The organism is Sphingopyxis sp. NFH-91 (assembly GCF_021401285.1).
GTDB classification, from domain to species: Bacteria; Pseudomonadota; Alphaproteobacteria; order Sphingomonadales; family Sphingomonadaceae; genus Sphingopyxis; species Sphingopyxis terrae_A.
The window spans coordinates 741794-754659 of record NZ_JACBGA010000001.1 but is presented as its reverse complement, the minus strand read 5'-3'; the positions used below and the strand labels follow the sequence as shown (position 1 = coordinate 754659).

The 12866-nt window shown below is 66.4% G+C and carries 14 protein-coding genes; 6 read left to right on the top strand and 8 right to left on the bottom strand.

Annotated features, from left to right (window positions below):
• Nucleotides 1-24 precede the first annotated feature (24 nt).
• Genes L0963_RS03760 through L0963_RS03750 form a run of 3 tightly spaced genes read right to left on the bottom strand, consistent with a single transcriptional unit; the run spans nucleotide 25 to nucleotide 2539 of the window.
• Nucleotides 25-1179 (bottom strand): GldG family protein, encoded by a 1155-nt coding sequence (locus tag L0963_RS03760; RefSeq protein WP_217372604.1) that lies wholly within the window; start codon nucleotides 1177-1179, stop codon nucleotides 25-27.
• Entirely contained in the window at nucleotides 1176-1562 is a 387-nt protein-coding gene (locus L0963_RS03755) for a hypothetical protein (RefSeq protein WP_062768711.1), read from the bottom strand. The genes L0963_RS03760 and L0963_RS03755 overlap by 4 nt, the downstream gene beginning before the upstream one ends.
• Nucleotides 1559-2539, bottom strand: a complete 981-nt coding sequence (locus L0963_RS03750; RefSeq protein ID WP_062900570.1) for a cysteine synthase A — start codon at nucleotides 2537-2539, stop codon at nucleotides 1559-1561. Before L0963_RS03750 ends, L0963_RS03755 begins: the two co-directional genes overlap by 4 nt.
• Before the next feature lie 195 nt (nucleotides 2540-2734).
• On the opposite strand from L0963_RS03750, the gene L0963_RS03745 reads away from it, so the two are divergent.
• On the top strand, nucleotides 2735-4807 hold the full coding sequence (locus L0963_RS03745) for a TonB-dependent receptor (protein WP_217372605.1): 2073 nt from the start codon (nucleotides 2735-2737) through the stop codon (nucleotides 4805-4807).
• A gap of 65 nt (nucleotides 4808-4872) precedes the next feature.
• On the opposite strand, the gene L0963_RS03740 is transcribed toward L0963_RS03745, so the two are convergent.
• The 4 genes from L0963_RS03740 to L0963_RS03725 form a co-directional block, all read right to left on the bottom strand.
• Nucleotides 4873-5412 carry a hypothetical protein gene (locus L0963_RS03740; RefSeq protein ID WP_186402663.1) on the bottom strand — a complete coding sequence of 180 codons (540 nt, stop codon included), beginning with the start codon at nucleotides 5410-5412 and terminating at the stop codon, nucleotides 4873-4875.
• Between the two features lie 29 nt (nucleotides 5413-5441).
• Complete coding sequence (gene fabG / locus L0963_RS03735) at nucleotides 5442-6182, bottom strand: 3-oxoacyl-[acyl-carrier-protein] reductase (protein WP_003040073.1); 741 nt, start codon at nucleotides 6180-6182, stop codon at nucleotides 5442-5444.
• Nucleotides 6183-6204: 22 nt separating this feature from the next.
• Nucleotides 6205-7143 (bottom strand): ACP S-malonyltransferase, encoded by a 939-nt coding sequence (fabD, locus tag L0963_RS03730; protein WP_062900573.1) that lies wholly within the window; start codon nucleotides 7141-7143, stop codon nucleotides 6205-6207.
• 125 nt (nucleotides 7144-7268) lie between these two features.
• Nucleotides 7269-8096 carry an LD-carboxypeptidase gene (locus tag L0963_RS03725; protein WP_217372606.1) on the bottom strand — a complete coding sequence of 276 codons (828 nt, stop codon included), beginning with the start codon at nucleotides 8094-8096 and terminating at the stop codon, nucleotides 7269-7271.
• A 102-nt stretch (nucleotides 8097-8198) separates the two neighbouring features.
• Here L0963_RS03725 and L0963_RS03720 point away from each other — a divergent pair, with 102 nt between their 5' ends.
• The 4 genes from L0963_RS03720 (at nucleotide 8199) to rplI (ending at nucleotide 10975) form a co-directional block, all read left to right on the top strand.
• The gene (locus L0963_RS03720; RefSeq protein WP_062900575.1) at nucleotides 8199-9587 is read left to right on the top strand and encodes a Mur ligase family protein; all 1389 of its coding nucleotides are present in this window, start codon (nucleotides 8199-8201) and stop codon (nucleotides 9585-9587) included.
• Between the two features lie 158 nt (nucleotides 9588-9745).
• On the top strand, nucleotides 9746-10111 hold the full coding sequence (gene rpsF, locus L0963_RS03715) for a 30S ribosomal protein S6 (protein WP_003040085.1): 366 nt from the start codon (nucleotides 9746-9748) through the stop codon (nucleotides 10109-10111).
• Nucleotides 10112-10122: 11 nt separating this feature from the next.
• On the top strand, nucleotides 10123-10347 hold the full coding sequence (gene rpsR / locus L0963_RS03710) for a 30S ribosomal protein S18 (RefSeq protein WP_003040094.1): 225 nt from the start codon (nucleotides 10123-10125) through the stop codon (nucleotides 10345-10347).
• Nucleotides 10348-10360: 13 nt separating this feature from the next.
• Nucleotides 10361-10975: a 50S ribosomal protein L9 gene (gene rplI / locus L0963_RS03705; protein ID WP_217372607.1), complete on the top strand. Its 615-nt coding sequence runs from the start codon at nucleotides 10361-10363 to the stop codon at nucleotides 10973-10975.
• Nucleotides 10976-11148: 173 nt separating this feature from the next.
• On the opposite strand, the gene trxB is transcribed toward rplI, so the two are convergent.
• Nucleotides 11149-12114 (bottom strand): thioredoxin-disulfide reductase, encoded by a 966-nt coding sequence (trxB, locus tag L0963_RS03700; RefSeq protein WP_217372608.1) that lies wholly within the window; start codon nucleotides 12112-12114, stop codon nucleotides 11149-11151.
• A 101-nt stretch (nucleotides 12115-12215) separates the two neighbouring features.
• On the opposite strand from trxB, the gene L0963_RS03695 reads away from it, so the two are divergent.
• Complete coding sequence (locus L0963_RS03695) at nucleotides 12216-12842, top strand: class I SAM-dependent methyltransferase (RefSeq protein ID WP_062900577.1); 627 nt, start codon at nucleotides 12216-12218, stop codon at nucleotides 12840-12842.
• Nucleotides 12843-12866 lie beyond the last annotated feature (24 nt).

The window sequence follows — 12866 nt, the reverse complement described above, 5'->3', positions numbered from 1 at the left end:
GGGTTGTAATGGGGCCGCGACCTCTCAGTCGGCGGCGGCGCCTATCCAGAGCGGGCGCAACCAGCCGCGCGCGTCGGCTCCGCGCAAGCGCGCATCCAGCCACTCCATCGTGTCGGCATGGCGCAGATGCGCCGCCCAGCGGGGCTGCGGCTGCCAGAGCGGGGCGAACAGCATATCGGCGTCACCGACCAGCCACGCTTCGCCCTGCCCGATCCGGCAATGGAGCAGATGACCGCCCGCGATCCGCACGCAGGCAGGCGGCACCTGCGTAAAGCGGCCGGCGCTGAACAGCCGCAGGCGGGCGCCGCCGACATCGACGGCGATCGGCCTTGTCTCGGCATTGGGCGCCGCGGCGAGCGTGATGCCCCAATGGTCGAGCAACGGGGTGAGCAGACTCGTCACCGGCGGATTGCGCGGATCGCCCAGCGGGTGGCGCGGCGGCCAGCCCGAAAGCGCATCGGCGAGGATCACCGCGCGCCCGCCGCCACGCGCAAAGGCGTCGATCGCGACAAGATCGCGCGGTGCAAGCGCGGGGGGATGCGCGAGCAACAGGGCATCGCCGCGCGCGAGCGGGCGGTCGGCAAGACTGTCGACGAGCCGCAGCGGCCCGCCGCGTGCAATCCGGTCGAGTGCGGGGTCGTCGCGGGCGCCCTCGGCAAGCATCGCGGCCAGATCGCCGCCCGACCAGCGCAGCGGCAGGCTTGTCATCATCGTCACCGGCACGGCGCGCGGCGCCGGAGCGCGATAGGCAAGCGCCAGCAGCCCGTGTGCGGCGGCAAACCAGCTAAGGATCGCGGCGGCAATCAGCAGCACGCGAAAAAGCCCGCGCGGCCGCGCGGCCTGGACCATACAGTCCGCACCAACTGCCACCACACTCCCGCAACCCGCGCTCAGCACGAGTTGCAGCCAGGGGAAGGCTCCCGCGAGCCAGGCCGCAAGCAGCGCCTGACCAATCAGCGTCAAAGCAATCGCGACGCCAAAGGCGGCGCGGCGTTCAGTTCGGGAAGCGCGGCGCGCCGTCCACGCCAGCGCCGCCAGCGGCAACGGCCATAGAGGCAGCAGCAGCGCGGGATCGATCCGGCCGAGCATCGCCTGTCCGCCGACGAACCAGCCCAGCGCCAGCACCGCGGCCGCCGCCAGTGCGCCACGCAGCAGAGCGCCGGGAGGCGGCAATGTCACTGTTTCGACTGGCGAACGCGCTCGAGTTCAGGATCGGGTTCGAGGTCGGGGACGGCGGGCGCGGTCGGCACCTTCGCCGCGGGGTCGTCGTTCTGCTCCTTCGAAACCGGCTGCACGCCCAGCTCCTCGAGCGGCGCGCTCGCGGGCTTCTGGTCGGCGCCCGGCACCTTGACCTCCGCCGCAGTGTCGGGGTCGGCGGCGGCGCGTTCGCGCGCCCGGTCGCCGATCAGCCCCGCCATCCCGACGAGCAGCAGGACGGTCAACACCCCGGCAATGCCGATCTGGAGCCGCCGCATCGCATCGTGCGGCGGCGGCGGTGGCGCTTCAGCGGGCGCCGCGGGGTTCGGCGCGATCGCTGGCTTGATCTCGGGCTTGCTGCTCATGCTGCCGCCTCGGCGAGGCCTTTGCTCGCCAGCCATTCGGGATTGTAGAGCGTCGACAGATAGCGAAAGCCGCTGTCGCACAGGATCGTCACGATGCGCTTGCCGGGACCAAGTTCGCGCGCGAGCGCCATCGCGCCCGCGACATTGATCCCCGACGACAGGCCGACGCACAACCCCTCGTCGTCGAGCAGGCTGCGACAGACCGCGAGGCCTTCGGCATCCGAAATGCGGAATTGCGTGTCGATCGGCGCGCCGTCCAGATTGCCGGTGATGCGGTTCTGCCCGATGCCTTCGGCGACGCTCGACCCTTCGGGTTTCAGCTCGCCGCACTTGTAGTAATTATAGAGGCCGGCGCCGTGCGGATCGGTCAGCGCAATGGTGATCCGCTCGTCCTTGGCCTTGAGGCCCAGGCCGGTTCCCGCGATCGTGCCGCCGGTCCCCGCCGCGCAGGTGAAGCCGTCGACGCGCCCCTCCATCTGCTGCCATATCTCCTCGGCGGTGCCGCAGATATGCGCCTTGCGGTTTGCGATATTGTCGAACTGGTTGGCCCAGATCGCATTGTCGGTTTCTTCGGCGATGCGGCGCGAGGTGTGGACGAAATGGCCGGGGTTTGCGAAGGGCGCCGGCGGGACCAGCACCAGCTCGGCACCAAGCGCGCGGATCGTCGCCATCTTCTCGGCACTCTGATTGTCGGGCATGACAATGATCGTCCGGTAGCCGAGCGCGTTGCCGACGAGCGCCAGCCCGATACCGGTGTTGCCCGCCGTACCCTCCACTATCGTCCCGCCCGGCCGCAGCAGGCCGTTCGCTTCGGCATCGCGGACGATGTAGAACGCGGCGCGATCCTTCACCGATCCGCCGGGGTTCGCATATTCGCACTTGGCCCAGATTTCGCAGCCCGTGGCTTCGCTGGCGCCCCGCAGCAACACGATCGGCGTGTTGCCGATCAGGTCGAGGCTGTTCTTCGCATTGATCATGTCCTTGATCTAGGCCCGCGCCCCTGCGCCTGCAAGACAGCTTCGCTTGCGGCGCGCATGGCCGCGCTTTGTCGACGAACGGGGCACCGGCGCCGACCAACGACGGGATCCGGTCCCAGCGCGGGGTTGCATCTGTAACAGTATATCATTACTGCGCCCGTCGAACTCGTCACGATATAACAGGAAATTGTCGCCATGCGCTTGCTCCCCGTCACCAGCCTGACCCTCGCCCTACTCCTCTCCACCCCCGCTTTCGCGCAGCAGGGCGCCGCCCAGTCGGGCAGCGACGATGATTTTCACACCGACCAGGGCATCGTCGTCACCGCGCCCTATGTCCGTAGCCTCGACATCCTGGGCAATGTGTCGGTGATGCAGGGCGAAAAGCTGGCACAGGATATTCGCGGCCAGATCGGCGACACGCTCGCATCGCAGCCCGGCGTATCGTCGAGCAGCTTCTCACCCGGCGCGTCGCGCCCCATCCTGCGCGGCTTCTCCGGCGAACGCGCCGCGGTCCTTGTCGATGGCCTCGGCGCGATCGATGCGTCTTCGACGTCGGCCGATCATGCCGTGTCGATCGATCCGCTGACCGCCGATCGTATCGAAATTCTGCGCGGCCCGTCGGTGCTGCTCTTCTCGAGCCAGGCCGTCGGCGGGGCGGTGAACGTCTTCGACCGCCGTATCCCGCGCGCCATCCCCGAAAGCCCCGCCCACATCGATGCGCTCGCCAGCTATGGCACCGCGGCGCAGGACAAGAGCATCGGCGCCTCGATCGACGTGCCGCTCGGCCAGCGCTTCGTCGTCCATGCTGACGGCAATTATCGCGATTCGAACGACGTGCGCGTCGGCGGGCTGATCTATGCGCCTGCACTGCGCGCGCATCTACTCGACCTCGCCGCCGATGCGAGCGCCGGCGGCGACGCCGAGGAAGCGGCGCGGCTGACTGACGCCGCGAACAGCCGCGGCCGCGTGCCGAACAGCCAGAGCACGAGCAAGAGCGCCGGCGTCGGAGCCGCCTTCGTCGACGACGGCGGGTCGCTCGGCATCAGCTTCGGCTACCTCGAGGACGAATATGGAATCCCGCCGCGCGCCGACATCAACGAGCTGCCGACGATCAAGGCGCGCCAGTATCGCGTTGATGTGCGCGGCGAGGTCAATCTGGGCGACGGCCTGTTCGACAAATTGCGTATCCGCGGCGCCTATGCCGACTATGCCCACACCGAATTCGACGATGGTCAGCCCGGCACGCGCTTCACCAATCGCGGCATCGAGGCGCGCGCCGAACTCGCCCAGAATGATCGTGGCGGCTGGCGCGGTGCGAGCGGGGTCCAGTACAGCTTCCGCGATTTCGCGGCGATCGGCGACGAAGCCTTTCTTCCCGCCAACGAAACGACGCGCCTCGCCGCCTTCACGCTGCAGGAGCTCGAACGCGGCCCGGTGACGCTCGAAGGCGCGCTGCGTTTCGAAAATTCCAAAGTAGCGGCGAACAGCATCGGCTTCGACCGCTCGTTCGACAGCCTGTCGGGCGCGGCCGGCCTGTCGTATCAGCTCGCCGACGGCCTTAAGGCCAGCGTGTCGGTTTCGCGTAGCGAACGCGCGCCCTCGGCCGAAGAGCTGCTCTCGGACGGGCCGCATGCCGCAACGCTGACCTATGAACGCGGCAACCCCGATTTCGCCAAGGAAACGAGCTGGGGCGGCGAGGCATCGCTCAAGTTCACCCGCGACGGCTGGTCGATGGGGCTGACCGGCTATGCAAGCTGGTTCGACAATTTCATCTATGAAACCGACACCGGCCTGATCGCCGACGACTTGCCGCTGTTTGAATTCCGCCAGAACAAGGCGCGGGTATGGGGATTTGAATTTCAGGGCACCGCCCCGCTGGCGCAGGCGGGGGGCTTCAACTTCGTTGCCGACGCGACCGCCGACATGACGCGCGCCAAGATCGTCGACGGTCCCTATGTCCCGCGCATCCCGCCGCTGCGCATCCGGGGCGGGCTCGAAGCGCAGAGCGACCGCGTCGATGCACGCGCCGAGGTCGAATGGACCGACGACCAGACCCGCATCGCGCCGTTCGAGACCGCGACCAAGGGCTTTACGCTGGTCAACGCCTCGCTGACCTGGCGCCCGCTTCCCGACACGAAGAATCTGTCGCTGACGCTGGCAGCCGACAATATCTTCGACGTCGATGCCCGCCGCCATGCGAGCTTCACCAAGGATTATGTGCCGCTTGCCGGCCGCGACATCCGCATTACCGCGCGCGCCAGCTTCTGACCGCGTGCCGAAAAAGGGGCCGGGTTTCCGTGCGAAACCCGGCCCTCTTTTTTGCCCCTTGGCTTCTAGTGGCTCAGAAACTGCTGGCGGCGGTTCCAGTAAATTGAACTGGCCGCGGCATAGGCGCCGACTTTTTCCCATACCGATTGATCGACGCTTTCGACATCGACGCCGGCGGCGGTATAGGCATTAATGATCGTGTTGATCTGATCCTCGGTCATCTCGCTGCTGAGATCCGGGTTGGCCCCCTTCGGCCCGAAGTCGAGCGAGCGATCGACCGGGTCGACCGACAGGCCGGCCTTCCTGATCTGACCTGCGAACCATTCGCGCGACACGCGGGCAAGATTATAGTCGAAATAGACATCCTTGCGATCGGCCGCGATCCCGTTCTTCGTCATACAGTCGGTCGAGAGCGCACCGAACTGTTCGAACAGCGGCCGCGCGGCGTCGCTGTCACTACCCGCCATCGCCGCGCCGATCTGCGCGCGCAGGTCGGGCGAAACCGTCTTGGCGACGCAATCGAGCGCGGCTCCGTCCTGCGCCAGCGCGGCGCCGGGCACGCCCGCGAACCCGAGTGCAACCGCCGCTATCCAAATCCTTGTCATTTCTGCTTTTACCCCCTGAAACGCGCCCCTCAGGACAGCATGGCCATGCCGCCGTTCACGTGCAAGGTCTGTCCGGTGACATAGCCCGCTTCTCTCGACGCGAGATAGACAACGGCGGCGGCGATATCGCTCCCCTCGCCCATGCGGCCCGCGGGGATGCGCTGGTTGAGCGCTTCCTTCTGCGCATCGGGCAAATCGTCGGTCATCGCAGTTGCGATGAAACCGGGAGCGACGCAATTGGCAGTGACGCCCCGGCTCGCCAGTTCCTGCGCCAAGGCCTTGGTCATGCCGGTCACGCCCGCCTTCGACGCGGCATAGTTCGCCTGCCCCGGATTGCCGGTGGCTCCGACGACGCTGGTGATCGAGATGATGCGGCCGAAGCGCGCCTTCATCATCGGCTTGGCGGCAGCGCGCGCGAGGCGGAAATTGGCCTCGAGATTGATGCGGATGACGTCCATCCACTCTTCGTCCTTCATCCGCATGATCAGATTGTCGCGCGTCACGCCCGCGTTATTGACGAGGATATCGAGCTGACCAAGCGCCTCGACCGCGGAGGGCACGAGTGCGTCGACCGCCGCGGCATCGCCCAGGTTGCACGGGAGCGCGACATGATCGCCGCCCAGACTATCGCGAAAGGCATTCAGCTTGTCGGCATTGGACCCCGACACCGCAAGCCGCGCGCCCTGCGCCGCAAGCGCCTGCGCGATTGCGGACCCGATGCCGCCACTGGCGCCGGTAACAAGCGCGGTCATACCGGTGAGATCGAACATATTATTCTCCTGGAATCCGTTTTCAGAGCGTCTTGAGCAATGCCTCGATGTCGTCCATCGATATCACGCTCACCGTCTCCACATCACCCGATGCGCTGCGCTTGACCATCGGGCCGAGCACCTTGCCGCCGAATTCGACGAACTGTGTCACCCCGATTGCTTCCATGGCGCCGACGCTTTCGCGCCAGCGGACACGGCCCGTCACCTGTTCGACGAGCAGGTTGCTGATGGTATCGGCATCACTCACCGGACTGGCGGTGACGTTCGCGATCACCGGCACCAGCGGCGCCGTCGGCGGGTTGGCTCCTAGCGCCTCGGCCATCGCATCCGCGGCGGGCTGCATCAACGGGCAGTGGAAGGGTGCGGACACCGGCAGCAATACGCCGCGCTTGATGCCATAATCCTTTACCATCGCCACGGCGCGCTCGACTGCGCCCTTGTGGCCCGAGATGACGACCTGCGACGGATCATTGTCGTTGGCGACGGTGCAGACCTCGCCCTCGGCCGCGGCGTCGGCGAGCTTCTGCGCAGTGTCGATGTCGGCGCCGAGCAGCGCCGCCATTGCGCCGACCCCGACGGGGACCGCCGCCTGCATAGCCTGCCCGCGCGTTTTCAGAAGCCGCGCAGTCGTCGCCAGGTCAAAGGCACCGGCAGCGCACAGCGCGCTATATTCGCCGAGGCTGTGGCCCGCGACATAAGCGGCCTTGCCCGACAGCGTCACGCCGCCGTCCCGTTCGAGCACGCGCAGCGTGGCGATCGCGTTCGCCATGATCGCGGGCTGGGCGTTTTCGGTCAGCGTAAGCTGATCTTCCGGCCCTTCGCTCATCAGCTTGAAAAGATGCTGGCCGAGCGCCTCGTCGACCTCCTGAAACACCTCGCGCGCATGCGCCGACGCCTCGGCGAGCGTCTTGCCCATGCCCACGGCCTGGCTGCCCTGACCCGGAAAGATGAATGCGCGCATGACCTAGCCCCTTCTCGTCGGCCCCGCGAAGGCGGGGGCCGCGGTCGTTTTACACCTTGCCGTCGACCAGGCCGACGACGCCCCCCGCCTTCGCGGGGGCGACGGAAAGTGCCGCGCCTATTCGCTCACCCCGCGCGATGCAAGCCGAAGGGCACGACCTTGTTGGCCACGTCATGGCCGATGTCGGCGCGGCCAAGCCAGGTGATGCCGGTCCGCGCGCACCAGTCCTGCGCGATTTCCTCGGCCTCCATTCCGAACGGCCGGTCGTTTTCGGGAATGTCGCTGACGCGTCCCAGCCGGATGCCCGCCAGACCGCGCGGCGCCAGACAGGTCGCGACATGGAAAAAGGCGCGGTCGAAGGCGTAGAGATATTCGCTCACTTCTTCGACGATCAGCAGATGCCCCGACAGATCGGGCTCGAGCGGCGTGCCGAGAAGCATCGACAGCGTCATCAGGTTGAACGCGGCATGGCGCGCGCCGTGCCGCAGGCCGGGCTCGCAGGCCGCCGGATCGCGCGCGACGAGCCAGTCGAGCGCCCGCGTCACCGCCGCTTCACCGCCTTCGCGCCGGATGTCGGCGACCATCGGGCCGTGCGCGACATGATCGAAGCCCTCGCGGTACAGGCAGCCGAGCAGATTGCCCTGATCCGAATAGCCGAGATAGGCCTTGTGGCGCGCCGCCTCGCCCATGGCGACGACGGCATCCTCGGCGATGCGGCAGGCACCATAGCCGCCGCGCGCGAACCAAATCGCGTCGATGTCGGGGCGGTTGGCCATCGCCACCAGCGCTTCGCGCCGCACCGCATCGGCGCCCGCAAAATGCCCGTGAACGACAAAGCATTGCGGATCGAACACCAGTTCGACCTCGGGATAGCCCAGCGCCGCAATGGCCCGCACCGCTTCCGCATCGTCGGGAAGAATGGGGGTGGAGGGGGCAATGATGCCTATGCGCATGACTTGAAATAACCCAACGATCCGTTCGCATCGAGCGAAGTCGAGATGCCCCTCGGCCTTGCGCCAGTTGCAAACCCTTCGCCAACGCCATATCGCGCCGGCATGGCCGAAAACAAATCCTATTTCTTCTGCGGCATCGGCGGATCGGGGATGCTGCCGCTCGCGATGATTGTCGCGGCGCGCGGCGCGGCGGTCGCGGGGTCCGATCGCAGCCGCGATCAGGGTCGCAGCGCCGACAAGTTTCACTGGATCGAAAGCCGCGGCATTGCGCTGTTCCCGCAGGATGGCAGCGGCGTTGCCGCCGGGCAGACGCTCGTCGCTTCGGCGGCGGTCGAGGACAGCGTGCCCGACGTCGCAGCGGCAAACCGGCTCGGCCTGCCGCGCCTGACGCGCGCCGAACTCAACGCGGCCCTGTTCAACGAAGCGGGCCGCGCGGTCGGCGTCGGCGGGACAAGCGGCAAGTCGACCGTCACCGGCATGATCGGCTGGATCCTCGATCGCGCGGGCGCCAATCCCACCGTGATGAACGGCGCGGTAATGCGCAATTTCGCCGACGATCAAACCCCCTTCGCTAGCGCACTCGTCGGCGATACCGCGACTTATGTCAGCGAAGTCGACGAAAGCGACGGGTCGATCGCCCTCTACCAGCCCGACGTTGCGGTCGTCACCAACATCAGTCTCGACCACAAGAGCCTTGCCGAACTGCACAGCCTGTTCGGCGATTTCGCGGCCAAGGCGCGCGTTGCCGTGGTCAATGCCGACGATCCCGAATCGGCGCCGCTGCTGGCGGGAGGAAACGTCCTGCGCTTTGGATTTTCGGAGAGCGCCGCGATGCGCGGCAGCGACTTCGAGGCGCTTCCCGACGGGTGCCGCTTCAAGGTCCATTTCGCCGGCGACACCCACGCGGCGGTGCTGCGGATGCCCGGCCGACACAATGCCGCCAATGCGCTCGCCGCAATCGCCGCCGCGCGCGCGCTCAACATTCCGGTCGTCCGCTCGGTCGAGGCGCTCGCCAACTTCGCCGGGCTCGCGCGCCGGTACGAGGTGCTCGGCCAGGCGAACGGCGTCACCGTGATCGACGATTTCGCGCATAATCCCGACAAGGTCGCCGCGACGCTCGCCGCAGTTGCCGAGCTTCCCGGCCGCGCTTTGCTCTTCTTCCAGCCGCACGGCTATGGCCCGCTCCGCCAGATGGGGCGCGAGCTTGCCGCCAGCTTTGCGCGCGGCATGCGTCCCGGCGACCGGCTCTTCGTCTGCGATCCCGTCTATTTCGGCGGCACCGTCGATCGCAGCATGGGGAGCGAAACGCTCGTCGCCGACATCGTCGCGGGCGGTGCCGACGCTGTCCATGTGCCGGTCCGCGCCGATTGCGGCGCTGCGATGGTGCAGGAGGCGGCGCCCGGCGACCGTATCCTGATCCTCGGCGCGCGCGACGACACACTCACCGATTTCGGGCGGGAATTGCTGGAAAAGCTTGCATCGCGCGCTTGATTAATCCCCGCGAATCTGTATAGGCGCGCTCATTCGGGGCGAGGCCACGTTGCCATCGCCCCGTTTGCTTTGCACCAATACGCAAAGCCGGACGACAGCCGGAGGGGTTTCGCGATTGGCGCGAAATCAGCGATCGGCCAAATCGAAGGACGCAAACCATGCCGTTTTACGAGCATGTTTTTATCGCGCGTCAGGATCTGAGCCAGGCTCAGGTCGATGCGCTCGCCGAAGGCATCACGAACATCGTGACCGAATTTAAGGGTCAGGTCCACAAGACCGAAACCTGGGGCCTGAAGCAGCTCGCCTACAAGATCGCGAAGAACCGCAAGGGTCATTACGCGATGCTGTCGGTCGAAGCGCCGGGCGAAGCCGTCGCCGAAATCGAACGCCAGGCGGCAATCAACGAAGACATCATCCGCTGGATGACCATCAAGGTCGACGAACTCGAAAAGGGTCCGTCGGTAATGATGCGCAAGCAGGAACGTCGGGGCGGCCGTGGCCGTGACCGCGACGGCGAAGAATAAGGAAAACGACCATGGCACGACCCTTTTTCCGTCGCCGCAAGACCTGCCCCTTCAGCGCGAAGGACGCACCGGTCATCGATTACAAGGACGTCCGCCTGCTCCAGGGTTACCTGTCGGAGCGCGGCAAGATCGTCCCGTCGCGGATCACCGCGGTGTCCACCAAGAAGCAGCGCGAGCTGGCGAAGGCGATCAAGCGCGCCCGTCACATCGGCCTGCTCCCCTACATTGTGAAGTAAGGAGCGCGGACCGATGGAAATCATCCTGCTCGAACGCATCGAGAAACTGGGCGGTATCGGCGACGTCGTCACCGTCAAGAACGGCTTTGCCCGCAACTATCTGCTGCCCAACAACAAGGCACTGCGCGCGAACGAAGCCAACAAGAAGCTCTTCGAAGCCAACCGCGCGAAGATCGAATCGGACAACGCCGACCGCCGCGCCGCGGCAGAAGGCCGCGCGAAGGACATCGACGGCAAGCAGGTCGTCCTGATCCGTCAGGCGTCGAACACTGGCCAGCTTTACGGTTCGGTTTCGGTGCGCGACATCCTCGACGCGCTGATCGAAGACGGTGCGACGAACCTGACCAAGGCGATGTTCGAACTCGAACGTCCGATCAAGTCGCTCGGCCTGTTCGACGTCAAGGTGAAGCTGCATCCCGAAGTCGCGGTCACCGTGGGCGTCAACGTCGCCCGCTCGCCGGACGAAGCCGAAATGCAGAAGCAGGGCATCGACGTCATTGCCGCCATGTTCGAAGAAGAACAGGCTGCGGCGGCTGCGGTTGCTCTCGAACCCGACAGCGAAGACGAATTCGACGACGCCACCCCGCCGTCGGACGCTCCGGCCGCTGACGAGGACGAAGACGCTTAACGCATCTTCGGCTCGCACGAAACAAAAAGGCCCCGGAACCACATCGGTTCCGGGGCCTTTTTCGTGCGCGGGCTATTTCGGGAGACCGGCTTTGGGGTGGGAGCCTGCGCCGGGATGACGATGGAAGAAAAGTCGGCCAACCTCCACAATCGGTCGCTGTCCGCCCTCAGCGTTCAAGCATCAACCATCGCATGATACTCCGCTTCCGCAAGGAAGCGTTCGGCGTCGAGTGCGGCCATGCAGCCCATACCCGCCGCGGTGATCGCCTGGCGATACACCTTGTCGGTCACGTCACCCGCCGCGAAGACGCCCGGCACCGCGGTCAGCGACGTGCCCGGCGTCACCGCAAGATAGCCGTCGGCGTCGAGCGGCAGCTTGCCCTTGAACAATTCGGTCGAGGGGCTGTGGCCGATGGCGACGAAGCCGCCGTCGGTGCGCTCGTGGCTCGCCTCGCCCGTTACCGTGTCGATCAGGTCGACTCCAACCAGCCCCGCCGTCCCTTCGCCCGCGACGAAGCGATCGACCTTCTTGTTCCAGAGCACCTTGATCTTCGGATTGGCGTGCAACCGGTCCTGCAGGATCTTTTCGGCGCGCAGGGTGTCGCGACGGTGGATCAGCGTCACGTCGTCGCTATGATTGGTCAGATACAGTGCCTCTTCGACCGCGGTATTGCCGCCGCCGATCACCACCACCTTTTTGCCGCGATAGAAAAATCCGTCGCAGGTCGCGCAGGCCGAAACGCCCTTGCCGCCCAGTTCCTGTTCGCCGGGAACGCCCAGCCATTTCGCCTGCGCGCCGGTCGCGATCACCAGCGTTTCGGCGACATAGACGTCGCCGCCGTCGCCGGTCAGGCGGAACGGCCGCTGCGACAGATCGACGTCGACGATGGCGTCCCAGATCATGCTGGCGCCGACATGCGTCGCCTGCGCCGTCATCTGCTCCATCAGCCAAGGGCCCTGGATGACTTCGGCAAAGCCGGGATAGTTTTCGACGTCGGTGGTGATCGTCAACTGCCCGCCCGGCTGCAGCCCCTGCACCACGATCGGCTGCATCCCGGCGCGCGCCGCGTAGATGGCGGCCGAAAGCCCTGCAGGGCCGGAACCGAGGATCAGCATCTTGGTGTGGTGCGTGGCGGGCATGACGGTCTTTCGTTGTTGGCGGCTATGAGCGAGGACGCCCAGATGGGTGTTGCCAATCGCGCTAGCAAGGGACAGGCTGCACGCCAAGGGGAGAGACGGGAATGGCGAGTTGGTGGGAACGTCATGGGGTGCCGCGGCTGATCAAATGCGCCTGCTCGCAGGGGCAGATCATGAAGGCGCGCAGCAAGGTGGTGCCGGCGGCATCGGGCGACGTGCTGGAGCTTGGCTGCGGCGGCGGCATCAATATGGAATTTTACGATTGGAACCGGGTGACGCGCTTCACCGGGCTCGATCCGTCGCCCGAACTACTCGCGATGAGCCGCGCGGCGGCGCAGGCGCGCGGCATCGCGGCGACGATCGAAGGTGGCATCGGTGAAGCGATGCCCTTCGAGAGCGGCCGATTCGACACCGTCGTCACTACCTTCACCCTCTGTTCGGTGCACGATCAGGCGGCGGTGCTGGCCGAGATCCGCCGCGTGCTCAAACCGGGCGGAACCGCCTTGTTTCTGGAACATGGCGGCGCCCCCGACGCGGGGGTTGCGCGCTGGCAACGGCGGATCGAGCCCGTCTGGAAACGCATCGGCGGCAATTGCCATCTGACGCGGCCGATCGCCGACGCCTATGCGGGCGCGGGCTTTGCGGTGGAACGGCAGGCGGCACATTATATGCCCAAAACCCCTCGCCCTTTCGGCTGGGTCGAATATGGAACCGCGCGCGCTCCTGCCTGATTACCGAGCGCAGCAATTCCTTAA